Source organism: Pseudomonas sp. 10C3, assembly GCF_036346185.1.
GTDB lineage: Bacteria > Pseudomonadota > Gammaproteobacteria > Pseudomonadales > Pseudomonadaceae > Aquipseudomonas.
The window spans coordinates 42002-67380 of sequence record NZ_JASJVE010000024.1 but is presented as its reverse complement, the minus strand read 5'-3'; the positions used below and the strand labels follow the sequence as shown (position 1 = coordinate 67380).

The following is a 25379-nucleotide window of genomic DNA, read 5'->3' as shown; positions in this document are numbered from 1 at the left end:
AGATGTGTATAAGAGACAGGTTGGGGCAAGCACTGGCCGATCACCTGCCACGTACGTTGGGCAAGCAGGTCTTGCTGTCGAGCGTAGTGGTGTGTGTGTTACTGGCGGGAGTGAGCGGTCTGATCGCTCTGCTGGTGGCGTGTGTCTGTTTCTTCTGGCTACGGCACCTGATGCTACGCCGACTCGGCGGCACCACCGGCGACACCGCTGGCGCGCTCCTGGAATTACTGGAAGTGGCAGTGTTGGTGGTGTTGGCGCTGGTTTATGCCTAGGCAAGCCTGATTCCACAGTGTTCCTGTCTCAGCCAAATTGTGTGATTGATCGCATTCTCTGTGGGAGACCCAGCCCCGCCGGAAGCCCGTGCCGGGCTTATTCGCAGACAAATCAGCTCCTACCGGGATCAGCGTCTCTATAGAGATTTTATTTATTTTTCAATTAGTTACATTTTTTTGATAAGGGTAGGCCTGCAACTACGCGTCCTGTTGCGGAGGCTTCTCGTCAGCCACCATCTCCCTCCTTGTCTGGCTCATTGACAGTCGTTGTGCGTGAAGCGTAGTTTTCGTCGGTTGGATTACGGGCCTAATACGCCTACTTTGCAGGGCTTGATGAGCGAGCCGGAGAATAAAAATGACATCGGTCTGGCGTACCAGTGGTTGGATTTTGCTGGGGAGTGCGTTGATCCTCGCGTTGTCCCTGGGTGTGCGGCATGGCTTCGGTTTGTTTCTGGCGCCCATGAGTGCTCAGTTCGGTTGGGGGCGTGAGGTATTTGCCTTTGCGATTGCGTTCCAGAACCTGATTTGGGGCCTGGCCCAGCCGTTCGCAGGCGCACTGGCGGATCGCTTCGGCGCGGCGAAAGTGGTGTTTGTCGGTGGGATTCTTTATGCCGTGGGCCTGGCGTGCATGAGCATGGCCGATTCGCCGTTGTCCCTGTCCCTGAGCGCCGGTGTATTGATTGGTATCGGTTTGTCCGGCACCTCGTTTTCGGTGATTCTGGGCGTGGTCGGTCGAGCGCTGCCACCCGAGAAACGCAGCATGGGCATGGGCATCGCCAGTGCGGCCGGTTCATTCGGTCAATTCGCCATGTTACCCGGCTCCCTCGGCCTGATTGGCTGGCTTGGCTGGTCGGGGGCATTGCTGGTGCTGAGCGTGCTGGTAGCAATGATTCTGCCGCTGGTTGCAATGATCAAAGATGTGCCGACGCCACTCACTGGAGGCGAACAAACCCTGCGTGAAGCCCTGCATGAAGCCTGTACCCACTCGGGTTTCTGGCTCTTGGCTTTGGGGTTTTTTGTCTGCGGTTTTCAGGTGGTCTTCATCGGTGTGCATTTGCCTGCGTATCTGGTCGATCAACACCTGCCCGCCAAAGTCGGCACCACGGTGTTGGCCCTGATTGGCCTGTTCAATATTTTCGGCACCTACACGGCCGGTTGGCTGGGCGGGCGTATGTCCAAGCCACGCTTGCTGACCAGCCTGTACCTGATTCGCGCCGTGGTGATTGCCTTGTTCCTGTGGGTGCCGCTGAGCGAGACCACGGCCTACCTGTTCGGCGTCGCCATGGGCCTGCTGTGGCTCTCCACCGTGCCTCTAACCAACGGTACGGTTGCCACCCTGTTCGGGGTGCGCAACCTGTCAATGCTCGGTGGTATCGTCTTCTTGTTCCACCAATTGGGTGCCTTCCTTGGTGGCTGGTTGGGTGGCGTGGTGTATGACCGCACGGGGAATTACGATTTGATCTGGCACGTGTCGATCCTTCTCAGCCTGCTGGCTGCTGCCCTGAACTGGCCGGTGCGCGAGAGGCCGGTGGCGCGGTTGCAGGTTCAAGGCGTGGTGCTGTGAACAGCGTCTGGCCTTGGCTCGGTGGCATAACCCTCGGTTTTTTGCTGCTGGCGCTGGTGTGGTGGGGCTGGCAGCACGTTGGTCTGGGTGCGCTGCAATTGGGCATGAGTACCTGCTAGGCATCCAATTGGGTGAAGCGGATTTTACCTTTCAGAGACATTGACCTCTATAAAGGCTGTGGGGTTGCCGTCGTGACAATTCAAGATCGACCGCCAAGGTAACGTGATCGCCCACTTTTCCAGTCTTACCAAGCCTGGTGATGCCGCTTTTGTTGCAGCTGTCGAGCAAGTCATCGCGTCAAAACCCTGATGGCCCGAGCTTCAAGCTGCGACCATGAAAAAAGCCCTGCATCTGTGACGATGCAGGGCTTTTTCGTGTTCGGCTGACGAGCCTTTCAGATCGTCGCGAATCAGAACCTGTAGGTTGCACCTACGCCGAAACCGTTCGCGCTGTTTTCGTACTTGGCGCTGTAGTTTTGGCCAAGTGTGTTAGTACGGTTGATATTGACGGCTTCTTCCTTGAGGTAAGAGTAAGCCACGTCAATTGTCAGGTCTTCGGTTGGGCTGTAGCCGGCACCGAGACTGAAGATCGTACGATCGCCTGTTGGGATGCGCGGCGAACGGTTAGTGTTGTTGGTAGGCGACTGGTCAAAGGACAGGCCGGTACGCAGTACCCACTGTTTGTTCAACTGGTAGGAAGTACCCAGCGCGTAGGCCCAGGTGTCATGCCAGTTCTGCTCTTCCGTGATGGTGGTGAATGCAGTCGGGGCGAGGGCACCACCAGTGGCGGCAGTGACTCCTTTATTTTCGGCAGTGATGTCTTTCAGGCGGCTCCAGCGAGTCCAGGTGCTACCTGCATACAGTTTCCAGTCGTCAGTCAGACTTTGAGTGACCGAAAAGTCTGCCGACTCGGGTGTCTCGATTGCAAGGGATGCATCGTAACGAGCGTTTTTCAGCACTTGGGAAGGTGTGCCTGCACCGGCTTCTATTTGGGTGTGGCCATTGAGCGTATAGCTGACTTTCGAGTGGTAGGTCAGGCCTACGCTCGTGGTGTCAGTCGCCTGAACCAGAATACCGATATTGTAGCCATAGCCGATATCATCGCCCTTGATCTGGACGCTGCCGTCATTAGGCGAGTACCGGGTCTTCAGCGCGGATTCCAGATTGCCGGAAATGCGGTTGAATGTCGGGCCGAAACCGATAGACACCTTGTCATTGAAGGCATAGCTGACGGTCGGCTGGAAGGTGACGACCTTGACTTCACTTTTGCTGCCGAAGTTGCGGCCCTGAAAGCTTTTTTCGTAATCGGTGATCAGGCCAAACGGCGCGTAGACCCCCAGACCGAATGCCCAATGGTCATCGATTGGCTTGACATAGAAACCCATGGGCACTGCGGTGAATGGGACCATATCACCTTTGTTGGTGCCGGGGCGATTGCCGCGGGCATCGGAGATATCAGTCTTGGCGTCGATGGCCGCCATCCCGCCAGTGACTTGTTGGCGCTTGAGGCGCGACATGCCTGCCGGGTTACCAAATACTGTACTGGCGTCTTCGGCAGACGAAGAGCGGCCAGCGAAACCTGTGCCCATCCCACTGATGCTTTGTTCGTTGAGCGCGAAGCCTGAGGCAAAAACTTGAGTGGATACCATGCCTATGGCGAGGCTAAGTGTGGTCTTGAGCATTACTTTTTTCATTATTAGAACTCCGTGTTGATCACGGGGCGGAAATTACCAACATTTTCGTATAAGCGCCATAGCCTGAATGGCCCGAGATAGAGCCTTCTTGTAGGACAATTTGCCCAAGTGCGTCGATCTGCAGCGATCTTGCGGCTGGAGAAAAAACTCAGGCGACGTGATGAAGGGGGGCTACACAGGAGTGCCAGGCCGCAGTGAAATCGCGTAAGCGACCCTGTGGCTGGAAGGTTTGACGCCAAATTCTTGCCATGGCCAGCACGTCGTTTTCAGCGGGCAAGGGTTTACCTTGTGCTTCGATCAACAGCCAGGCGATGGCGGTGGCATAACGCAGATTAACGGTCAGTTCCAGGTGCGGTCCCTTGAGAAATGCATGCTGACTGGCAAGGCCTCGTACGAGACTGGCTCGTTCCGGGTCCAGTGCCAGGTAGTCATCCCAGAGATGCTGGTGACGAACTTCGGTGATGCGGTACAGCCCATGAGCGCGCCGGCTGTCCAGTGCCTCGCCGAGTGCCGATTGACTGGCGGCGACCCCGAGCAGCAAGGATTCCGCAGTAGAGCAATAACGTCCAAGATAGATCAGCGTGGGGCGGATCACATATCGACACAGTTCACTGGCGGCGATTCCCATAAAGCCCTCGTGACATCCCTTGTAAAGCAATTAGAGCCGGCGAGGCCGTGGCGCGTGGCAGCGGTGAATCGGATCAGGCTCGCCGGAAGCAGCCTAGGCCGCTTGAGTTGAAGTGTAGTGTCATATTTCGGGCGTAAAGGGCTGTTTTTAAAATATTTATGCCAGCGGATTATGGCGTATATATCCCTTTGTGCTTAGCTCATGCTCATTGCTCGGGTGATAAAGGGTCAAAAATCCAGGCGAGAAGCAGGCTTGGAGACCGCCTGTCCAGCCACTGGGTAAATCACAGGCAATAAAAAACCTCGCTTGAAAGGCGAGGTTTTTTGATGGAGCGATTCAGCCAGCGGCTGGCATTCCGTCAGGCAACCAGTGCCTGGCGTGTACGCTCGATCACGGCTTGCAGCGGTTCGGCGCTGGAGTACTGATCAGGGTACAAGCGTTCGCTGTGACGAGCGATGCCGTGTTCGTTGACGATGGTGAAGCTGAAGCAGCCTTTGCGAGCGGCCATGATCAGGCAATTCATTGGAGCAAATGCGCTGGTTAGGGTGCGAATGGCATCCTGAGTCTGGATATGAGTAGTCATGGTTATGGGTGTTTCCTACAAACGACACGGTATAAAACCGTGCAAAATAAAAACGTTCCAGTAAAACGCGGGCCAATGCAAAGCACGGCGGGGCGAAGAACCTGACTGGAACAAAGCAGACAGTTTGAAGCGCGCTTTATCGTATGGCGCTTGGGCTGACTGGTAGGTACTTAGGAGGGCAGGCAACACAACAAGGGCAAAGGTTCGAGGCCCTGGGTGAAGTTCCTGATCAATCTGCAGGTTGGTTGAGTCAGAGCATGAGAGCTGCGCTACACCCTTCCCGTCATTCAGGAAGGCCGTGTGTCGAGTTCATGCCTGGAAACCATCTAGGTGGTCGATCCCGTGTGGTCGGCAACACTTTCACATTGGAAAAGCGTTTGCCGGGGGACTGTTTCGACCAGAATTGACTTTCAGCTTGGTACTAACTGCCGCGATGATAGCGGATCGAGTCTTGGATTGGAAGCCAGCTAATCAAATTAATTGCAGGTGCGCGGAGCAGGCTGGGTAGGGGGCAATGTCGTCCGCCGAGTTCTATACAGATGTTGGGTCAAAACGAGGGTCGCGTTATAACCGCCAGTGATCGAGTTGTACACACTGGCACAACAACCTGTCATGCCACTGTCACAACCGATCCCAAGCGCTTGATTTCTTGCGGTGAATTATTAAGTCAATGAAAAACATCGTTTTTTTTCATTGGTGAAAAAAGCGTCAGTTTGAACGCAGGCCACGTTCTATAGGCGTTTGCGAAGGTTCACGGTGGGTTGTCCACTGAGTTATCCACAGCTTCTGTGGATTGTCCCAAGCGCTTGCTCTAGTCCGCGGGTGCCATGGTTGGCGTAGGGGGATTCGCAGAATCCTCCATGAGGAGGATCGTTTATCAACGGCGTCTGCTATTTCTTTTTGGAATTAACAGGCTCGGATGAGAATACCGACTGTCGCCGTGGCGGTCTGTTCTAAGCATAATGCCCGGCACGATACCCCCTCAGTGCATAGACGTTATAACCCCCGGAGTTTTTATGGCATTGGACCTGACCAGCCTCCTGCTTGGCCTTGCTGGCGCGGCATTGCCGTTGTTGGCCTTGGCTTGGCAGCTGCAGCGACGGCTGGCACGGCAGCAGGCCGACGCGGCGTTGCTCGACGAGCGTCTGAGTAATGCGCTGTTGGCTCAAGATGGTCTTGGTGCCCAGCTCGACGCCAGCCGTGATGAAATCAGTGACCTGAGCCACGCCAATGCGGCCAAACAGGCTGACCTTGCGGCGGTGCGCCGGGAAGTCGAGCTGTTGCGCCAGGAGCGCGATAACGCCCATGAAGCCGCTCAAGGCTGGAGCCTGGAGCGTGCCGGCAAAGAAGCCGAACTGCGCCGTCTTGACGCATGCTGCGCGTCGCTGGGTGCCGAATTGCGCGAGCAGCAGGAAAGCCATCAACAGCGTCTGAGCGACCTGCAAGGGTCGCGTGATGAATTGCGTGCGCAGTTCGCCGAGCTGGCCGGGAAAATCTTCGATGAGCGCGAACAGCGCTTCGCCGAGACCAGCCAACAGCAACTGGGGCAATTGCTCAACCCGCTGAAAGAGCGGATTCAGTCCTTCGAAAAACGTGTCGAAGAAAGCTATCAACAAGAAGCTCGCGAGCGTTTCTCGCTGGGCAAAGAGCTGGAGCGCCTGCAGCAGCTCAATCAGCGCTTGAGCGATGAAGCCACCAACCTGACGCGCGCACTCAAGGGCCAGAAGACCCAAGGTAATTGGGGTGAATTGATTCTTGAGCGGGTGCTTGAGCATGCAGGGCTGGAAAAAGGGCGTGAGTACCAGACGCAAGTCAGCCTCAAAGGTCCGGATGGCGAGCGCTTTCAGCCGGATGTGCTGATTATGTTGCCCGGCGACAAGCAAGTGGTAGTCGATGCCAAGGTCAGTCTCACCGCTTACCAGCAGTACGTCAGCGCCGATGACGAGGTGATTGGTCAAGCCGCGTTGAAGCAGCATGTGCTGTCCTTGCGCAACCATGTCAAAGGCCTGTCGGGCAAGGATTACAAGCGACTCGAAGGCTTGCACAGCCTGGACTTCGTGTTGCTGTTTGTGCCCATCGAAGCGGCTTTTTCCGCCGCGTTGCAGGCGGAGCCGAACCTGTTTCAAGAGGCGTTCGATCGCAACATCGTGATCGTCAGCCCGACCACCTTGCTTGCCACCTTGCGCGTGATCGACAGCCTGTGGAAGCAGGAACGTCAGAGCCAGAATGCGCGGGAAATCGCTGAGCGGGCAGGTTGGCTGTACGACAAGTTTGTGCTGTTCATCCAGGACCTGGACGAAGTCGGCAATCGCCTGCAACAGCTGGACAAAGCGTACGGGGCTGCCCGCAACAAACTCACCGAAGGGCGCGGCAACCTGGTCAGCCGCAGCGAGCAACTGAAACTACTGGGCGCCCGCGCCAGTAAAAACTTGCCGGCGGACCTGCTTGAAAGGGCCATGACCGATGATGATGGGTTGGTGCAGTTGCCTGAATGATCCTGGGAGAGATCGACAGCCCGTGCGCGAAGACAATCTCCTCCGTCGTCATCGATCCTTTTAAATAAACCGATGTCGCTTTTGCCCATACATTTTTCGACCGATTGATCAATAATCCATAACATTTTGCCTATCTGGATCTGCCATGTTCAGCCTGTATCACCTTCAATCATGAGTGCGCCGCGTAAAAGTGCCGATGCTTTTGCCCTGCAAGTCATGCTGGGCCTCTGCCTGATCTGGGGCGTGCAACAAGTGATGATCAAGTGGGCTGCGCCGGATATCGCGCCCATCATGCAGGCGGCTGGCCGCTCGGGCATTGCCGCGCTGCTGGTGGGCATTCTTATGATCTGGCGCGGTGGTCTGCGGCATATGAGCAGTACCTGGCGCGGCGGTCTACTTGCCGGTGCCTTGTTTGCACTGGAGTTTCTGTTTATCTCCGAGGGCCTGCAATTAACCTCGGCGGCGCACATGTCGGTGTTTCTTTATACCGCACCGGTATTCACTGCGCTGGGCCTGCACTGGTTGCTGCCCAGCGAACGCTTGCGCACCTTGCAATGGATGGGCATTTTTCTCGCGTTCGCAGGTATCACCACGGCCTTTGTTGGCGGTCTGTCATTGAGTGGCATGGACCGCAATATGCTGATCGGCGACGCGCTGGGTGTTCTTGCAGGCATGGCGTGGGGCGCAACCACGGTGGTGGTGCGGGCGTCGCGGCTGTCTGAAGCACCGGTGACGCTGACCTTGTTCTATCAACTGATGGTCGGCTTTGTCGCTTTGCTGGTGATTGCCGTCAGTAATGGACAGGTCAGTCATGTGACCCTGACGCCTGTCGCAGTCGCCAGCGTGCTGTTTCAGGCGCTGGTTGTTTCCTTCTTCAGCTATTTGATCTGGTTCTGGCTGCTGCGCCGTTACCTGGCGTCAAATCTGGCGGTGTTCTCATTCATGACACCCCTGTTTGGCGTGACCTTCGGCGTGCTGCTGCTTAATGAGCCGTTGAGCTTCAACTTCGTGATCGGAGCAGTGTTGGTGCTGTTGGGGATTACGCTGGTCAGCGGCGAGCAGTGGATACGCCGCCGGTTTAAGCTCTGGGCCTGATTGACCAGGTGATCAGAAAGACCGGGCTTACCTCTCTGCGACAGAGGCTTTGAACTGCGAAACGACGAGCGCTGCGTAAAATGAGGTTATATGTCACAAATTCTTTTCCGCGACACTCTGTAGCAGGCGTAAAGTAGGTCCCGGAACTATGATGAATAAGACGCGGCTAGCGGATGTCAGTCGTTGAGTATTTCCCTGAAGGGGGGCGTGATGAACAGTAAATTGCAAGAATGGCTCCATGACCTCGGAGTTGCCCTGGGCCTGATCGAACGGCCAAAACTCCAGCCCATTCCTATCCGCACTGATGATGAACGGCGACGCCCGCGTCGGTAAGTGATCGACGGTTTCATTGTCACAGTGCTTCATCTGCAGGCATTAAAAGGCCCGGTTTCGCTGTTGATCAAATCAACCGCAGAACCAGGCCATTACGTTAAAACCTCTCGCAAAAATCCTTTTAATTTCAATCGTTTGTGCTTAGCACCAAAATTACGTCGACCAGGATTTGCAGGGTCAGATGCTCCGGTACTTTGTATATTCGGTCTTTGATGCGGGCCGGGAAGATGATGTCGAAATCAAATTCCAGCTGATCGAGTAAATCCTCTACCTCGAGATCGTCCAGCGCCAGGTCTCTGAGCGTTGCGTTTTCGCGTATCTCGGATTTATCGATCAGCATGACACCCAAGGTGTTGTAGACGCGTTGCTGAATGTCTGGCCGCTCCATGAAAGCCCCTGTTTCTGCGATGTCCAGAGAGTTAACCCGGTACTGCCGAAACCAGGGAATCGTGCGCGGTCCATAGCTTGGGTAGACCGCTACTCCATCAGGCTAGCTCAATCCGCGGTGTATCAGGTGCAAGGATTTACCGGGCCGCGTGCTCGTGCATCCACCGGTCAATCAACTCTTGCAGGCGCGCCCCTGAAAAGCTCGGGAAGTGGCCTCCGTGCGACGATTTTCATCGAGGTTCTTTCTTCTGCGCCAAAAAAAGCAGGTGGACGCCAAGCGTGCCACCCGCTCAAGGTAATCCGGACTCACGCCGTGCGGGGTTTGACCGTATTAGCCATTGTCATGGGGCGGGGTGACAACAGGCTGACCACCACGAAGCTGATCAAACCGACCGACAGGCTGTAGTAGATCGGTGTGTTGGCGTCGAAACCATCCTTGAGCATGAGCGCCAGCGCGGTCAGGAAACCCAGTGCCATGCTGGTGATTGCCCCCGAGGTGGTCGCCCGCTTCCAGTAGATTGCGCCGATCAATGGAATCAGCATGCCGCCCACCAGCAGGTTATAGGCCAGGGTCAGGGCGCTGATCACATCGTTCACGACCAGCGCGATAGCGAGTACCACAAGGCCGGTGAGCAGAGTAAACAGGCGATTGATGCCCAGGCTCGACTGTTTGCCGCCGCGCAGGCGTGGCAGCAGGTCTTCGGTCAGGGTCGTCGATGCTGCGAGCAAACCGGCGCTGGCGGTGGACATCATGGCGGCCAGGGCTGCGGCGATGACCAGGCCACGCAGACCGTCGGGCAACGAGACTTTAACGATGGCGGCGAAGGCGTTGTTGACGTTGTCCAGATCCGGCAGCAATACATGAGCGGCCATGCCAATCAGGGCGCAGGCCAGACCGTAAAAAATGCAGTAAACCCCGGCGATGGAGCCCGCGTACTTGGCGATCTTGTCAGTGCGTGCGGTGAACACACGCTGCCAGATGTCCTGGCCGATCAGAATGCCGAAGAAGTAGATCAGGAAGTACGTGATGATGGTGTCCCAGCCGATGGTGGTCCAGCTGAAGCTCGATGCTGGCAGCTTGGCGACCAGTTGATCCCAGCCGCCAACGCGGTACAGGCAGATCGGCAACAGGATGAACATCAGGCCAACGGTCTTGATCACGAACTGAACGATGTCGGTCAGGGTCAGCGACCACATGCCGCCAATCGCCGAATACACCACCACGACACCGCCGCCGAGCAAAACCGATACCCAGAACGGTAAACCGAACAGCACTTGCATCACGGTGCCGATGGCGAGGATCGAGGTCACGCCGATCATCAGTGCATACGCCAGCATGATCACCGCGCTGGCCTGACGGGCCATCGGGTTATAGCGCTTTTCCAGCACTTGAGTGACGGTGAAAATTCGCAGTTTGAGCAGCGGTTTGGCGAGGAACAGGTTCAGCGCGATGATCCCCAGGCCCAAGGCCGCGCACAGCCAGAAACCGGAAATCCCGTGCACATACCCCAACCGTACGGTGCCAACGGTAGACGCGCCGCCGAGGACGGTGGCCGCCATGGTGCCCATGTACAAGGTTGGGCCCAGATTACGCCCAGCGACCAGGTAGTCTTCGTGGGTTTTTGCTTTGCGCATGCCGTACCAGCCGAGCACTAGCATGCCCGCGGCATAAATGAGGACGACGAAAATATCTAAAGCCATGGAGAGTTTCCTATTATTTTTTTTATGTTGAAGCGAGAATCTGACGTGGCGTCGCTGCAGGCAGGGTCACACAGGCAGGCCCGCCGCGAGCGTTGATGGATCAGACGGTTTGTCGCAGCGTGGCGGTATCAGCGGCTTTGTTGTCTTGGTGGCGTGGGTCGCCGTTGCCAGGCCAAACAGAAATGGAATCAGCGTAGCAGCCTGAGCGATGATCACGGCCAGCATTATTCTGGTTTTCGACGTGTCGCGGGGTATGTAACGCGACCAGTCGCCGAGGAACGCGCCGAAGGAAATCGGATAGCTCATGGCGACCAATGCAGAGCCGATAGAGGCTGCCCAGAACCCTTCTTTGCCCAAGCTGACGCTGCCGGCAAAGTTGATGTCGTATAGGCCGGCGAAGGCGAAGATGCCCAGCAGGAATAACAGGCTGGCGCTCCACACGGCGATCTTGTTGACCCACAGCAGGAAGCGGAAGCCTTAGATGCACGCGGTCAGCACCAGAATCGCGAACAAACCAGAAGGTATTGGACCCACCAGAAATCATCCGGAACAGATCGCGGGGGGTTGCGGTACGTGCGTGATCGGGGATCTGTCCAACCCCGAACGTCTCGATGCTGTTGATGCTTTGGTCGTTTTTGTTGTTATTCATGATCTGCTCCGATCATTTCATTGGGCTAAGGAGGTGTCAGCCTTATGGGAGTGCGGACAAATGTTCGTAGCAGGCCAGCCAACGGCCTTCTTGTTGTTTTTCAGTGGCGTGTTGTCGGCGGAACACAATGGTTTCGCGCTCTTGGCTAAGGCTTTGCTCCCTTTGCATGCGCAGCTCGGTGGCAACGTCATGGATAAAAATCGCGACGTCGCCTTGCAGACTGACGTGAGCATTACTGGAAACGCAGCGGAGTACTTCAAACCCCTCCAGCCGTTAGCTGTCCCACAACGCCTGATAGGCATCGCGCGTCAACAGCGGTTGTTCGAGGGGGAAAAAACGAAGCTGGCATCGGCGCTGAAGTAGGCTTCGTGATCATTGTTTGCAAACGCCGTCACTAGGTCGGCGGCGGCTTGCAGGACATCATCACGGTCGCTCATGGTCATCCCTCAGCGGTGCACAACGCCGGGGAGTACGCAGAGCATCTCGTACAGCAAGTTAGCGCCCAGCAGCGAGGTATTGCCGGTGGTGTCGTAAGGTGGCGAGATTTCTACCAGATCGCAACCGATCAGGTCGAGGCCCTGGCAGCCACGGATGATTTCAATTGCCTGGATAGTCGTCAGGCCGCCGATTTCAGGGGTGCCGGTGCCGGGTGCCCACGCGGGATCGATACCGTCGATATCGAAGCTCAGGTACACCGGACCGCCGCCGACTTTTTCACGGACTTCAGTCATCAGTTGGGCGAGGGATTTGTGCCAGCATTCTTCGGCCTGAACCACACGGAAGCCCTGTTTGCGGCTCCAGTTGAAGTCTTCGGCGGTATAACCCTGAGCGCGCAGACCAATTTGCACCACACGATCACAGTCGAGCAGGCCTTCTTCTACTGCGCGGCGGAAGGTTGTGCCATGGGCGATTTTCTCGCCAAACATGTGATCGTTGACGTCAGCGTGGGCGTCGATATGCACTAGGCCAACCTTGCCGTGCTTTTTACGCATGGCGCGCAGGATGGGGAGGGTGATGGTGTGGTCACCGCCCAGTGTCAGAGGGATGACATCGTGTTCGAGAATTTTGTCGTAGGACTCTTCGATGATGCGCACAGCGTCCAGCAAGTTAAAGGTGTTGATCGCCACGTCGCCGATATCGGCCACGGACAGGGAATCGAAAGGTGCAGCACCGGTGGCCATGTTGTACGGGCGAATCATGACCGACTCGGCGCGAATCTCACGCGGTCCGAAGCGGGTGCCAGGGCGTAGCGAGGTGCCAATGTCCAGCGGGACGCCAACAAAGGCCGCATCCAGGCCAGCAGCCGATTGCAGGTGGGGTAGACGCATCATGGTGGCGATGCCGGCGAAGCGCGGCATTTCGTTGCCGCCCAGTGGTTGGTGAAAAATCTTTTCCACGGGATTGCCTCATCGTTGTTGAGATTTAGGCGGATTTTGCAAAGTACGAAGGATTGAAAGAATCGCTGAGGCAAAATACTTAGTTCAGAGATTTCTAAACTATCGCTTAAACTCTGACATAGCTACAGGGGGATGTGTGTCTTCCTGCTAATCACCCGGAACCCTCATGGCCAACGCGTTACCCGACCTGAAACTGTTGCGCATCTTCGTCAGCGTGGTGCGTCATCAGGGTTTTGCCAGCGCTCAGCAGGAACTCAACCTGTCGACCTCGGCCATCAGCACCTACATGAGTCAGCTCGAAGCGGCCTTGGGGCTGGTGTTGTGCCATCGCGGGCGGGGCGGTTTCAGCTTGACCAGCAAGGGCGAGCTGTTCCATCAGGAGACCCTGCGTTTGCTCGGTGAGCTGGAGGATTTCGAGCAATACGCCGCCGCCCTCAAAGGCGAACTGCGTGGCACGCTCAACCTCGGGGTAATCGACTCCACCGTCAGTGACCGCGCACTGCCGTTCGCCGAAGCCATTGGAGCCTACAGCCAGGAACATCCAGCGGTGCATCTGCACCTGTCAGTGATGAGTCCCTACGAATTGCAGCTCGGCGTGCAGGACAATCGCCTCGATCTGGCCATCGGCGCCTTCTCCACGCGCATGAGCGGGCTGGTCTATCAGCCGTTGTACCGCGAGCAACACTGGCTGTATTGCAGCAATCGCCATCCATTGTTTACCGAGCGGCGCATCCCCGAGCAAGTCATCACTCAGCAGCGCATGGTCGGGCGTGGTTATTGGAGCCAGGCCGAGCTGGCGCGGCATGGCTTCAAGCACAGCGCTGCGACCGTGGAAAGTATGGAAGCGCAGCTGATTCTGGTGCTGTCCGGCGCCTATATCGGCTACCTGCCGGAGCATTACGCGCAAGCCTGGGCAGACTCCGGTCATCTGCGGGTGTTGCTGCCCGCGACGTTCGGCTACCAGGCGCCGTTCTCGATGATCGTGCGCCGTGGCCGTAGTCGCGAACCGTTGATCCAGACTTTCCGTGATTTGCTCAAGGCGCAGCTCAATCAGAGCTGAGGAGAACCTATGTCCCGCGCCCAATGCGCCCGCTGCCTGCGACCTGAAACTCATTGCCTGTGTGCGCTGATCCCGCAACTCGACAGCCGCACCCGGGTGCTGATTTTGCAGCACCCGAGCGAAGTCAATCACGCCCTGAACACGGCACGGCTGGCGGCGCTTGGGCTGAACAATGCCGAATTGATTGTGGGGGAAGTGTTCGATGACTTGCCTGCACTACTGAACCCGCCCGGTTATCAGGCAAGGCTGCTGTTCCCCGCCGACGATGCGCAGCCGTTGGAGGCTTACCGGAGCGAAGGCGGTGAGGCGGGAAGTAGGTCGATGTTGTTGGTCGTACCGGACGGCACTTGGCGTAAGGCGCGCAAGTTACTGCACCTCAATCCACTGCTGGCGGCCCTACCCCGGGTGACTCTGGCGCAAACCATGCCTTCACGCTATCGACTGCGTAAAGCGCCGGGGCCGGGTGCGCTGTCGACAGTAGAAGCCATTGTCCAGGCATTGCAGACGTTAGAGGCGCCAAAAACGTTCGAGGCGCTATTGCGGCCTTTCGAGGCCCTGATCGACGGGCAAATTGCAGCGATGGGCGAGGACACCTATCAGCGCAACCATCTTTGAGCATCAACCGTTCAGTGAGGACTGTTGCTCTGCCTTGATCCGCCGCATTCGCTGGATATAGGCATCGGTTTCACGCTCCGCATCGGTGCGGCTTGGGAACGGGCCTTCCAGGGTGTTTTCCCGGGTACTGAAAAAGTACTGCCCATTGACCAGCGAAACACGATCACAGCGGTAGTGGACGGTCGGGACTGGATCCTGTGCGCGCTTTCCGAACATGGTCGTTTCCTGGGATTGGACGTAGTGGACAGCTGTGGTGGCGGACAAAGCCTAGTTTAAATCTTGCCAATAGCGGGCAGGAATACATCGGATAAGTGGCCGGCGGCCATCAATTAACACACTTTCCGGAAATCTCTGCGCGCAACTGTCCCTGTGTCGCAGGCCAAACCGCGTCTAGAATGACGGCTCTGCTGTACTGCCTTTTCACGGCTCGTTTATAGGATTATCTGCGATGCATGTCTCTTCTGGGCGCTGGTTGTACGGTCTGTCACTGGCGTTGGTGACAGCGGTGCTGTGGGGCATTCTGCCGGTCAAGCTCAAGCAAGTATTGCAAGTGATGGATCCGGTCACGGTGACCTGGTTTCGGCTACTGGTTTCCGGCTCGCTGCTGTTTATCTGGCTGGCATCGGTAGGGCGCCTGCCAAGTTTCAACGTGCTGGGGCGCAAAGGTAAGGGGCTCGTGGCACTTGCGGTCTGTGGGTTGGTGGGCAACTACGTGCTGTATTTGATCGGCCTTAAAATGCTCAGCCCCGGCACCACACAGCTGGTGATCCAGATGGGGCCGGTCCTGCTGCTGATCAGCAGTATTTTCCTGTTCAAGGAGCGTTTCAGTCTGGGGCAGGGGATAGGCTTACTGGTCCTGCTGATCGGCTTTGGCCTGTTCTTCAATCAGCGGCTGATCGAGTTGCTGACCTCGTTGGGCGACTACACGGCGGGGATTCTCACGGTGCTGCTGGCGTCGGCTGTCTGGGCGTTTTATGGCTTGAGCCAGAAGCAATTGTTGACGGTGTGGAACTCACTGCAAGTGATGATGGTGATTTACCTGTTCTGCGCACTGTTGGTGACGCCGTGGGCGCATCCGATGGAGGCGTTGCAGCTGAGCCCGTTGCAAGGTTGGTTATTGCTGGCCTGCTGCCTGAACACGCTGGTGGCGTACGGTGCTTTCGCCGAAGCGCTGGCCCATTGGGAGGCGTCTCGGGTGAGTGCGACGTTGGCGATCACGCCGTTGGTGACCTTTGCTTCCGTGGCGACCGCCGCCTGGTTATGGCCTGATTATGTCCAGGCCGAAGACATCAATGGGTTGGGCTACAGCGGTGCGGTGTTGGTGGTACTCGGCTCAGCCCTCACGGCCCTTGGTCCCTCGTTGATGGCGGGCTTGCGGGCACGGCGGGCCAGGATGGCCGGGGTTTGATGGGTAGCAGGTGGCGCGTACTGACCCTTTCGCGAAGGTATTCCGAAAAAACCGCCCCCTAAACCCGGCCCAACTGCTCGGCTTCTCGCAACCACTTCTGTCGTTGCTCTTCAGACGAGCTGTGCACCGGGCCGAACTCTTTCAAGCGTTGGTTTTTGATCCCGCAAAAATCCAGAATCGTACGCACCAACTGCCGGTGCGCCGGGGCGCCATAGACCCAGCGAAAGTAGCGCGGCGGGGTGTCCATGGTCACCAGTATCTCGGAGGTGCGCCCCCTGAGCAGCTCGTTCGAAGGGTGTTTGCGACCATGGGCCTTGAACGCAAAGCCGGGTAAAAATACCCGGTCGAAAAAGCCGCTGAGCAACGCTGGCAGGCCACCCCACCAGATGGGGTAAACAAACACCACATGTTGGGCCCAATGAATCTGTCGTTGAGCCTCCAGCAGGTCTGGCTCCAGGGCTTGGCTCTGTTCATAGCCATAACGCAGCACCGGATCGAACTCCAACTCACCCAACTTGAGCATCCGCACCACATGCCCCTCGCTGCGTGCGCCTCGGGCATATGCTTCGCCCAATGCGTGGCAGAGGCTAATGGTTTTCGGCGTACCAAAAATCATCAGGACGCGTTTGCCGTCCCCTTCCAGTGGAGTGGCGCCGCTTTTCAGATCACCCATTGCTGCCTGCCTCCAGCATATTTTCCGGACGCACCCAAGCGTCGAACTGTTCTTCGGTCAGATAACCCAATGCCAGGGCCGCTTCACGCAGGGTGAGTCCCTCGCTGTAAGCTTTCTTGGCGATCTGCGCCGATTTGTCGTAGCCGATATGGGGGTTCAGTGCGGTTACCAACATCAAACCACGCTCCAGGTGTTCCGCCATTTTCGTGGCATCCGGTTCCATGCCGGCAACGCAATGCTGTTGGAAATTGCTGCAACCATCACCCAGCAAACGAATCGATTGCAGCAGGTTGTGGATGATCACCGGCTTGAACACGTTCAATTGTAGATGGCCCTGACTGGCCGCGAAGCCAATGGCTACGTCATTGCCCAGCACCTGACAGGCCAGCATCGACAACGCCTCGCACTGAGTCGGGTTGACCTTGCCGGGCATGATCGAACTGCCGGGTTCATTGGCCGGCAGCCTTACTTCGGCCAGCCCGGCACGGGGTCCAGAACTTAACAGGCGCAGGTCATTGGCGATTTTCATCAGGGTCACGGCCAGGGTTTTCAGGGCACCCGATAACGTGGTCAGCGGCTCATGACCGGCCAGCGCGGCAAATTTGTTCGGCGCAGTGACAAACGGCAGACCGGAAAGGGCAGCCAGTTCGGCGGCAATCGCTTCGGCGAACCCGTGTGGCGAGTTCAGGCCAGTACCGACAGCGGTGCCGCCTTGAGCCAGTTCACACACGGCAGGCAATGCATTGCGAATTGCCCGTGTGGCGTAATCAAGCTGTGCGACATACGCCGAGAGCTCCTGGCCGAAGGTGATCGGTGTGGCATCCATCAGGTGGGTGCGCCCGGTTTTGACCAGCTTCATGTGTCGCGCCGATTGTTCGGCGAGCCCGTCGGACAGCTCGGCAATCGCGGGTAACAGATGCTCTTGAACCGCCTGCGCCGCCGCAATGTGCATCGCCGTCGGGAAACAATCGTTGGAGCTCTGGGAGCGGTTCACGTGATCGTTGGGGTGGACCGGCGCTTTGCCGCCGCGCCCTTTGCCGGCCAGCTCGTTAGCGCGGCCGGCGATCACCTCGTTGACATTCATGTTGCTCTGGGTGCCGCTGCCGGTCTGCCAGACCACCAGGGGGAATTGCTCATCCAGCTGACCGCTGAGTACCTCGTCAGCCGATTGTTCGATCAAGCGCGCGATGTCGACAGGCAGGTCGCCATTGCGGTTGTTGACCCGCGCGGCGGCTTTCTTGATCAGCGCCAGGGCATGCAACACGGCCAGCGGCATACGCTCGTTGCCAATCGCGAAATTGATCAGTGAGCGTTGAGTCTGTGCCCCCCAGTAAGCATCGTCAGGTACGTCTATCTGGCCAATGCTGTCGGTCTCGATACGGCTCATCGGGCTCACTCCTTAAGGTCTGATTGCGAAGTTTAGGCTCAGTTAACCGGGTTGGGTTCCCTAAGCTCCGTTTTTAACCGCTCGCCAGTCGGGGGTTGAGCAGTAAGCAGACATGGGCGCAGAATGACCGGTCTTGGGGTTCTGCCTCGCCTGCTAGATGATAAGGAAACTCGATGACCCGTCTTCGTGCCATCTGTACCGCGGTTGCTCTGGTATGCGCCAGCGGCCAGGTTTTTGCCGACACCGCCAGCCACAACGCCAGTGCTGAAACATTCCTGAAGCTGGCTCATGCCGACAAACTGGGCACACCGGTTTACATGCAAGTGCAGCAAATGTTCCAGCAGCGCTTTGCCGAAACCAAAGCCCCTGAGTCGAAAAAGGCCCTGCTTGAGACCTATCAGGCCAAAGCCAACGCAGCCCTGGATCGCGCTATCGGCTGGGACAAGCTCAAGCCAGACATGGTCAAGCTCTACACCGCCAACTTCACCGAAAGCGAGTTGAAGGATCTGGTCGCGTTCTATCAGTCCCCATTGGGCAAGAAAGTACTGACCAAGATGCCTGAGCTGACTCAGCAGTCGGCTCAATTGACCCAGGGCAAACTGGAAAGCGCAGTGCCTGTCGTCAACAAATTGCTGGCTGACATGACCGCAGAACTGGAACCGGCAAAAGCCGTTGCTCCTGCTGCTCCGGCCAAAAAGCCATAAGCGCAGTTGGCGTAAATGAAGGCAGACATGACCATGCAACAGCGAATCGAGGCGGCTTTGGCCGCCTTGCAGCCGCAGCATCTGCAAGTGCTTGATGAAAGCCACATGCACAGCCGTGGTCTGCAGACCCACTTCAAGGCGGTACTGGTCAGTGATCAGTTCGCCGGGTTGAATGCAGTCAAGCGTCACCAGAAGGTTTACGCCACGCTGGGTGATTTGATGGGTGAGTTCCACGCTTTGGCGCTGCACACCTACACGCCTGACGAATGGGCGAAAACCGGCGCGGCCCCAGATTCACCGACCTGCGCCGGTGGTAGCAAACTGTAGGAGCTGACTTGTCTGCGATAAGGGCCGAAGGACCTTAAAAAATTTCGAATGCTGCGCAATGTTTCGATCTTTGCGACCGCTACGCGGCCGATCGCAGACAAGTCAGCTCCTACAGGGGATCAGCGATTGGCGTGATGAACTCAGTTGCTACGACCTTAGGCCAGAGTCAGATTCGATGCCTGTCTCAGACATTGCAGTTTTGTTAGAATCCACAACGCGCCGCATTAGCCGGCGCGTTTTTTTTTGCATCGGGTCGGCTCTTTGCGAGAGCACCCACCTGGAGACGCAGCATGAATCAAAAGATTGTCGTGGCGGCTTTGTATAAATTCGTCACCCTCACCGATTACGTCGCCCTGCGCGAGCCGCTGTTGCAGGCGATGGTCGATAACGGCATCAAAGGCACCCTGCTTATCGCTGAAGAAGGCATCAACGGCACCGTTTCCGGTACCCGCGAAGGCATTGACGGCTTGATGGCCTGGTTGAAAAACGATCCACGCATGATCGATATCGATCACAAAGAATCGTACTGCGATGATCAGCCGTTCTATCGCACCAAGGTCAAACTCAAGAAAGAAATCGTCACCTTGGGCGTCGAAGGCGTCGACCCGAACAAGAGTGTCGGCACCTACGTCGATCCGGAAAACTGGAACGCGCTGATCAGCGACCCGGAAGTCCTGCTGATCGACACCCGCAATGATTACGAAGTCTCGATTGGCACCTTCGAAGGCGCCATTGATCCGAAAACCACCAGTTTTCGTGAGTTCCCTGACTACATCAAAGCTCACTTCGACCCAGCCAAGCACAAGAAAGTCGCCATGTTTTGCACGGGTGGCATTCGCTGCGAAAAAGCCTCGAGCTACATGCTCGGTCAGGGCTTCGATGAGGTCTATCATCTCAAGGGCGGCATCCTCAAATACCTTGAGCAAGTACCGCAGCAAGAAAGCTTATGGCGTGGTGACTGCTTCGTTTTTGACAACCGCGTCACCGTGCGCCACGACTTGAGCGAAGGCGATTACGATCAGTGCCACGCCTGCCGGACCCCGATCAGCGTTGAGGACCGTGCCAGCGAACACTACGTACCGGGTATCAGTTGCCCGCACTGTTGGGATAAATTGAGCGAGAAGACTCGCCGCAGCGCCATTGATCGGCAAAAGCAGATCGAATTGGCCAAGGCACGCAATCAACCGCACCCGATTGGTCGCAACTACCGACTGCCAACAGAGGCCTGAGACATGCAAGCCCGCCTGCTCTACGTGATGGACCCCATGTGCTCATGGTGCTGGGGCTTTGCTCCGGTGGCCGAGGCTCTGGTGCAGCAGGCGAAAGCGGCGGGCGTTGTATTGCATCTGGTGGCGGGTGGGTTGCGCACGGGCAGCGGTGCCGCGCTGGAACCCACCACCAAGCGCTATATCCTCGAACACTGGCAAGCGGTGGCGAATACCACCGGTCAGCCTTTTCGTTTTGAGGGCGCGCTGCCGGACGGTTTTGTCTACGACACCGAGCCGGCTTGCCGCGCACTGGTCGCGGCGCGAGACCTTGATCCGGAGAGCGCCTGGACGCTGGTCAAATTGATTCAGCAGGCGTTCTACGTCGAAGGCCGCGATGTGACCCGCGCCTCGGTTCTGGTGGAGCTGGCGGAACAGGCCGGTTTGCCCCGAATCGAATTTGCCGAAGCGTTCGACAGTGTTGAACAGCGCGCGGCCACGGCAGCGGACTTCACCTGGGTACAGGATCTGGGCATCGCCGGTTTTCCGACCTTGCTCGCCGAGCGTAACGGTCAGTTAGCGCTACTGACCAACGGCTATCAACCTCTTGACCAATTAGCTCCGTTGCTCGGCCGTTGGCTGGAGCGCGCTGCCTGTGCATGAGCAACCGAGCCCCCCTGAAGCTGCACCTCGTATCGATCGACTAAGCTGGGCCGAAATCCGCCGTCTGGCACTTCATCATAAAAAGGCGTTGTGGATCGCCAACGGCGTGGCTGTGCTGGCAACCTTGTGCAGTGTGCCAATCCCCTTGCTCCTGCCCTTGCTGGTCGATGAAGTGCTGCTCGGGCACGGCGATTCAGCGCTTAAATTCATGAACCACCTGCTGCCCGACAGCCTGCATAAAGCAGTGGGCTACATTGGCCTGATGTTGCTGGTGACGTTTGCCCTGCGCCTGGGGGCGTTGGTGTTCAATGTGCTGCAGGCGCGCCTGTTTGCCCGGCTGGCCAAGGACATCGTTTACCGCATCCGGATACGTCTGATCGAGCGCCTCAAACGTATCTCCCTCAGCGAGTACGAAAGTCTGGGCAGCGGCACGGTCACCACGCATTTGGTGACCGACCTCGACACCCTGGACAAATTCGTTGGCGAAACCCTGAGCCGTTTCCTCGTCGCCATGCTGACCCTGACCGGCACCGCCGCCATTCTGGTCTGGATGCATTGGCAGTTGGCGTTGCTGATCCTGCTGTTCAACCCGTTGGTGATTTACGCCACGGTGCAGTTGGGCAAGCGGGTCAAGCACCTGAAAAAGCTCGAGAACGACAGCACCTCTCGCTTCACCCAGGCGCTGACCGAAACCCTGGATGCGATTCAGGAAGTGCGTGCTGGCAATCGCCAGGGCTTCTTTCTGGGGCGCCTAGGGGTGCGGGCGCAAGAGGTTCGCAACTACGCCATCGCTTCCCAATGGAAAAGCGATGCTTCAAGCCGGGCCAGCGGACTGTTGTTCCAGTTCGGTATCGATATTTTCCGCGCGGCGGCGATGCTCACCGTATTGTTTTCCGACCTGTCCATCGGCCAGATGCTCGCGGTGTTCAGCTACCTGTGGTTCATGATCGGCCCGGTGGAACAGCTGCTCAATCTGCAATACGCCTACTACGCCGCAGGCGGTGCGCTGACTCGCATCAACCAGCTGCTGGCGCGCGCCGATGAGCCGCAATACCCCGGCGGTGCAGACCCGTTCACGGGGCGGGAAACGGTCGATATCGAAGTGCGTGGCCTGAGTTTTGGGTATGGCGAAGAACTGGTGCTGGATCAATTGAACCTGTCGATTGCCCCAGGAGAAAAGGTTGCGATTGTAGGCGCCAGTGGTGGTGGCAAAAGTACCTTGGTCCAATTGCTGTTGGGGCTGTACACGCCTCAAGCGGGCAGCATCCGGTTTGGCGGCGCAAGCCAGCAGGAGATCGGTCTCGAAACCGTGCGCGAACACGTCGCGGTGGTGCTTCAGCATCCGGCGTTGTTCAACGACACGGTACGCGCCAACCTGACCATGGGCCGTGAGCGCACCGATGAAGCGTGCTGGCGCGCGCTGGAAATCGCCCAGCTCGACGACACCATCAGCGCCCTGCCGCAGAGACTGGACAGCATCGTCGGGCGTTCTGGCGTGCGCTTGTCCGGTGGTCAGCGCCAGCGGCTGGCGATTGCGCGCATGGTCTTGGCCGACCCCAAAGTGGTGATTCTCGACGAAGCCACCTCGGCACTCGACGCAGCGACTGAATACAACCTGCACCAAGCCTTGGCGCACTTCCTCAGCGGCCGGACAACCCTGATCATTGCCCACCGCTTGTCAGCGGTGAAACAGGCAGATCGGGTGCTGGTGTTCGATGGCGGACGCGTTGCCGAAGAGGGCGATCACCACCAATTGATCGCCGAGGGTGGCCTGTACGCAAAGCTGTACGGTCATCTTCAGCAAATATAATAACCAAACGGTCTTGTTGAAGACCCGGTTATGAATAGATCGTAGCGCTACGAATTTCTTATGCGTTTTCTATCGTCTAGATGGACTGCCAACGAAAGGGCCCCACCGGGCGGTATTGCGTCTCAAACTTGAGAAAATGGTCTGCCGTCTTGTCCGATTTTAGCCTAGGCTCTTTCCAGGACTATCACTCAAGCTGCAGGGTGAGTATCAGAAACGCTTATGTAAGGGAAGCCATGAAGAAAAAGCGGATTCTGGAGAGGCCCCGTTTGCTGGGCATTGTTTGGCCATTTATAGCGGTCGTGCTGTTCCAGACGCTTCTGGGGTGCGTGAGCTTGTATGTGCTGTCTGCCGTTCGCGGGTATGTCGCCGGCGAGAGCATGTGGTCCAAAGGGCAAAAGGATGCCATTTACTACCTCAACCTGTATGCCAACAGTCGGGATGAGCCGCACTATCAGAAGTACCAGCAAGCCATTGCCATTCCGCAGGGTAGTCATGATCTACGGGTCGCGCTCGACGGATCGATCCCTGAGATCGGGGCGGCTCGTCTCGGTATCCTGCAAGGTGGAAACCACCCGGATGACGTCCCGAGTATCATCTGGCTGTATTTGAACTTTCGTCATTTCAGCTACATGGAAAAAGCCATTGAGCTGTGGAAAGTCGGTGACGGCTACCTGGTACAACTCGATGCCGTTGCCCGGCAGATGCACGCCCGTATCAGCCAGGGCAGTGCGACCAACGATGATGTGCGTGGCTGGAAGTCTCAGATCAATGCGATCAACGAGGGTGTCACACCTGCGGCCAAAGCCTTCAGCGATGCGCTGGGGGAGGGTTCGCGGTTCATTCTGCGCCTGTTGTTGATCACCAACTTCGCAACGGCAGTGGTGCTGATTCTTCTGGCACTGTTGCGCGCGCATAAATTGCTGATACAGCGGCACGCTTTCGCCAGTGCGCTGCAACTGGAAAAAGAGCGGGCGCAAATCACGCTGGAGTCCATAGGCGACGGGGTGATCACCACCGATGTCGAGGGCTCGATCACTTACATGAACCCGGCCGCCGAGCACCTGACCCATTGGAAGAGCGAGCAGGCCAGTGGTTTGCCGCTGGCTGCGCTGTTCAATCTGCTGGATGAGAACGACCAGAAAGACAGTTTTACCCTGATAGAACACATCCTGGGCGGCAAGCTGAGTAGCGCCAGCGAACATTCGCAGTCTATTCAGCGTCTGGACGGCTCCACGGTGTCAGTAGCGCTGGTGGGTTCACCGATCCAGTCCGACGGCAAAGTCAGCGGTGCCGTGCTGGTTCTGCATGACATGACCCAAGAGCAGCAATACATCGCCAATCTGTCCTGGCAGGCGACCCACGATGCATTGACCGGGCTGGCCAACCGGCGCGAGTTTGAATATCGACTGGAGCAGACGCTCAGTAATCTGGCGCGTCATGCCGGTCGCCATTCGCTGTTGTTTCTCGATCTTGACCAATTCAAGCTGGTCAATGACACCAGTGGTCACGCCGCGGGGGATGAGTTGCTGCGGCACATTTGTACCGTGCTGCAACAGGGCTTGCGCGAAGGCGACACCCTGGCGCGACTGGGCGGTGATGAGTTCGGCATCCTTCTGGAGAACTGCCCGCAGGAAACAGCGGAAATCATTGCGGAAAGCCTGCGTCAAACCGTGCAAAGCCTGCATTTTGTCTGGAAGGGGCGGCCTTTCGTCACCACCATCAGTATTGGGCTGGTGCACATTACCCATGTGCCGACTACCCTCGAGGCCTCACTGCGCACGGCCGACATGGCGTGCTATATGGCCAAAGAAAAGGGCCGCAACCGAGTGCAGGTCTACCACGCGGACGACTCTGAGCTGTCCATGCGTTTCGGCGAAATGGCCTGGGTGCAGCGGCTGCACATGGCCCTCGAAGAGAATCGTTTCTGCCTGTATTCCCAGGAAATCGCCGACTTGGGGAATGTCGGTGAACATGCGGGAGGGCACATCGAAGTTCTCCTGCGACTACGCGATGAAACAGGTCAGATGATTCTGCCGGACAGCTTTATTCCGGCCGCCGAGCGCTATGGCCTGATGACCACGCTGGATCGCTGGGTGGTGCAGAACGTATTCAAGGTCATCGCGCAATGCCTGCGCGAGGCAAAGCACAGCGGGCCGATGGCGATATGCGCGATCAACCTGTCGGGGACCAGTATTGGCGATGATGCTTTTCTGGCGTATCTGAAAGAGCAATTCGATACATACCAAATACCGCCCGACCTGATTTGTTTTGAGATCACGGAGACCAGTGCCATTTCAAACCTGGGCAGTGCCATCCGCTTTATTAATGAGCTAAAAGGCTTGGGATGTCTGTTCTCGCTGGATGACTTTTGTGCGGGGATGTCGTCGTTCGCCTACCTCAAACATCTGCCAGTAGACTTTTTGAAGATCGATGGCAGTTTTGTAAAGGACATGCTGGATGATCCTGTCAATCGCGCGATGGTTGAAGTGATTAACCATATTGGGCATGTGATGGGCAAACGGACCATTGCCGAGTTTGTCGAAACCCCGCAGATTGAACAGGCACTGCTAGAGATCGGCGTCGATTTCGCGCAGGGCTACATCATCCAGCGCCCGCAAGTGTTTACGTGTGAAAGTTTGTATTCCCGGCCGGTTCGCCCAGCACCTTTGTTGTTCAGGGTGCCAGGAACATTCCGCTAAAACGCAGTGCGCGACCGAACAATGACACCCC

The 25379-nt window shown here is 57.3% G+C and carries 23 protein-coding genes and 3 pseudogenes; 15 read left to right on the top strand and 11 right to left on the bottom strand.

Going from position 1 to position 25379, the window contains the following annotated elements:
- Positions 1-627 precede the first annotated feature (627 nt).
- The 3 genes and pseudogenes from QN399_RS21200 to QN399_RS21190 all read left to right on the top strand — a co-directional run.
- Positions 628-1836 carry an MFS transporter gene (locus QN399_RS21200; RefSeq protein ID WP_330201596.1) on the top strand — a complete coding sequence of 403 codons (1209 nt, stop codon included), beginning with the start codon at positions 628-630 and terminating at the stop codon, positions 1834-1836.
- Positions 1833-1955, top strand: coding sequence for a hypothetical protein (locus QN399_RS21195; RefSeq protein ID WP_322183158.1), 123 nt, complete (start codon positions 1833-1835; stop codon positions 1953-1955). Before QN399_RS21200 ends, QN399_RS21195 begins: the two co-directional genes overlap by 4 nt.
- 85 nt (positions 1956-2040) lie before the next feature.
- Positions 2041-2145 (top strand): annotated as a pseudogene (locus tag QN399_RS21190) (glutathione peroxidase); the annotation flags it as partial.
- Between the two features lie 100 nt (positions 2146-2245).
- Here QN399_RS21190 and QN399_RS21185 read toward each other — a convergent pair.
- The 3 genes from QN399_RS21185 to QN399_RS21175 form a co-directional block, all read right to left on the bottom strand.
- A complete protein-coding gene (locus QN399_RS21185; protein ID WP_330201595.1) occupies positions 2246-3529 on the bottom strand; it encodes an outer membrane protein transport protein in 1284 nt (427 codons plus the stop codon).
- Positions 3530-3677: 148 nt separating this feature from the next.
- Positions 3678-4157, bottom strand: coding sequence for a hypothetical protein (locus QN399_RS21180; RefSeq protein ID WP_322181055.1), 480 nt, complete (start codon positions 4155-4157; stop codon positions 3678-3680).
- Positions 4158-4515: 358 nt separating this feature from the next.
- Positions 4516-4740: a hypothetical protein gene (locus tag QN399_RS21175; RefSeq protein WP_322181053.1), complete on the bottom strand. Its 225-nt coding sequence runs from the start codon at positions 4738-4740 to the stop codon at positions 4516-4518.
- 1130 nt (positions 4741-5870) lie between these two features.
- Between QN399_RS21175 and rmuC the strand changes: the two genes are divergently transcribed.
- From rmuC to QN399_RS21160, 3 genes are all read left to right on the top strand, one after another.
- Positions 5871-7235: a DNA recombination protein RmuC gene (gene rmuC / locus QN399_RS21170; RefSeq protein WP_330201600.1), complete on the top strand. Its 1365-nt coding sequence runs from the start codon at positions 5871-5873 to the stop codon at positions 7233-7235.
- A gap of 171 nt (positions 7236-7406) precedes the next feature.
- Positions 7407-8330 carry a DMT family transporter gene (locus QN399_RS21165; protein ID WP_330201594.1) on the top strand — a complete coding sequence of 308 codons (924 nt, stop codon included), beginning with the start codon at positions 7407-7409 and terminating at the stop codon, positions 8328-8330.
- Between the two features lie 210 nt (positions 8331-8540).
- Complete coding sequence (locus tag QN399_RS21160; RefSeq protein ID WP_306823067.1) at positions 8541-8663, top strand: PA1414 family protein; 123 nt, start codon at positions 8541-8543, stop codon at positions 8661-8663.
- Between the two features lie 127 nt (positions 8664-8790).
- On the opposite strand, the gene QN399_RS21155 is transcribed toward QN399_RS21160, so the two are convergent.
- The 5 genes and pseudogenes from QN399_RS21155 to speB form a co-directional block, all read right to left on the bottom strand.
- Positions 8791-9051 (bottom strand): hypothetical protein, encoded by a 261-nt coding sequence (locus QN399_RS21155; RefSeq protein WP_322181047.1) that lies wholly within the window; start codon positions 9049-9051, stop codon positions 8791-8793.
- A gap of 305 nt (positions 9052-9356) precedes the next feature.
- A complete protein-coding gene (locus tag QN399_RS21150; protein ID WP_330201593.1) occupies positions 9357-10751 on the bottom strand; it encodes a sodium:solute symporter in 1395 nt (464 codons plus the stop codon).
- 156 nt (positions 10752-10907) lie between these two features.
- Positions 10908-11400: pseudogene (locus QN399_RS21145) on the bottom strand (hypothetical protein); the annotation flags it as partial.
- A 42-nt stretch (positions 11401-11442) separates the two neighbouring features.
- Positions 11443-11837 (bottom strand): annotated as a pseudogene (locus tag QN399_RS21140) (nuclear transport factor 2 family protein).
- A gap of 9 nt (positions 11838-11846) precedes the next feature.
- A complete protein-coding gene (speB, locus tag QN399_RS21135) occupies positions 11847-12797 on the bottom strand; it encodes an agmatinase (protein ID WP_330201592.1) in 951 nt (316 codons plus the stop codon).
- 166 nt (positions 12798-12963) lie between these two features.
- Here speB and QN399_RS21130 point away from each other — a divergent pair, with 166 nt between their 5' ends.
- Positions 12964-13857 (top strand): LysR family transcriptional regulator, encoded by an 894-nt coding sequence (locus QN399_RS21130; RefSeq protein ID WP_219063906.1) that lies wholly within the window; start codon positions 12964-12966, stop codon positions 13855-13857.
- Between the two features lie 9 nt (positions 13858-13866).
- Positions 13867-14472: a DTW domain-containing protein gene (locus QN399_RS21125; protein WP_330201591.1), complete on the top strand. Its 606-nt coding sequence runs from the start codon at positions 13867-13869 to the stop codon at positions 14470-14472.
- Between the two features lie 3 nt (positions 14473-14475).
- Here the strand turns inward: QN399_RS21125 and QN399_RS21120 are convergent, their stop codons facing one another.
- Positions 14476-14688 carry a DUF6316 family protein gene (locus QN399_RS21120; RefSeq protein ID WP_330201590.1) on the bottom strand — a complete coding sequence of 71 codons (213 nt, stop codon included), beginning with the start codon at positions 14686-14688 and terminating at the stop codon, positions 14476-14478.
- Positions 14689-14920: 232 nt separating this feature from the next.
- Here QN399_RS21120 and QN399_RS21115 point away from each other — a divergent pair, with 232 nt between their 5' ends.
- Entirely contained in the window at positions 14921-15880 is a 960-nt protein-coding gene (locus QN399_RS21115; protein WP_330201589.1) for a DMT family transporter, read from the top strand.
- Positions 15881-15938: 58 nt separating this feature from the next.
- Here the strand turns inward: QN399_RS21115 and QN399_RS21110 are convergent, their stop codons facing one another.
- Both QN399_RS21110 and QN399_RS21105 read right to left on the bottom strand, forming a co-directional pair.
- Complete coding sequence (locus QN399_RS21110; RefSeq protein ID WP_330201588.1) at positions 15939-16553, bottom strand: NAD(P)H-dependent oxidoreductase; 615 nt, start codon at positions 16551-16553, stop codon at positions 15939-15941.
- A complete protein-coding gene (locus tag QN399_RS21105) occupies positions 16546-17940 on the bottom strand; it encodes a class II fumarate hydratase (RefSeq protein WP_330201587.1) in 1395 nt (464 codons plus the stop codon). The genes QN399_RS21110 and QN399_RS21105 overlap by 8 nt, the downstream gene beginning before the upstream one ends.
- A 173-nt stretch (positions 17941-18113) precedes the next feature.
- On the opposite strand from QN399_RS21105, the gene QN399_RS21100 reads away from it, so the two are divergent.
- The 6 genes from QN399_RS21100 to QN399_RS21075 all read left to right on the top strand — a co-directional run bounded on the left by QN399_RS21100 (position 18114) and on the right by QN399_RS21075 (position 25348).
- A complete protein-coding gene (locus QN399_RS21100) occupies positions 18114-18644 on the top strand; it encodes a DUF2059 domain-containing protein (protein WP_219063900.1) in 531 nt (176 codons plus the stop codon).
- A gap of 27 nt (positions 18645-18671) precedes the next feature.
- Positions 18672-18971 (top strand): BolA family protein, encoded by a 300-nt coding sequence (locus QN399_RS21095; RefSeq protein WP_330201586.1) that lies wholly within the window; start codon positions 18672-18674, stop codon positions 18969-18971.
- 290 nt (positions 18972-19261) lie between these two features.
- Positions 19262-20200: a rhodanese-related sulfurtransferase gene (locus QN399_RS21090; RefSeq protein ID WP_330201585.1), complete on the top strand. Its 939-nt coding sequence runs from the start codon at positions 19262-19264 to the stop codon at positions 20198-20200.
- A gap of 36 nt (positions 20201-20236) precedes the next feature.
- Positions 20237-20839 carry a DsbA family protein gene (locus tag QN399_RS21085; protein ID WP_330201599.1) on the top strand — a complete coding sequence of 201 codons (603 nt, stop codon included), beginning with the start codon at positions 20237-20239 and terminating at the stop codon, positions 20837-20839.
- Between the two features lie 31 nt (positions 20840-20870).
- Positions 20871-22649: an ABC transporter ATP-binding protein gene (locus QN399_RS21080; RefSeq protein WP_330201598.1), complete on the top strand. Its 1779-nt coding sequence runs from the start codon at positions 20871-20873 to the stop codon at positions 22647-22649.
- Between the two features lie 233 nt (positions 22650-22882).
- Positions 22883-25348, top strand: a complete 2466-nt coding sequence (locus tag QN399_RS21075; protein WP_330201584.1) for an EAL domain-containing protein — start codon at positions 22883-22885, stop codon at positions 25346-25348.
- Positions 25349-25379 lie beyond the last annotated feature (31 nt).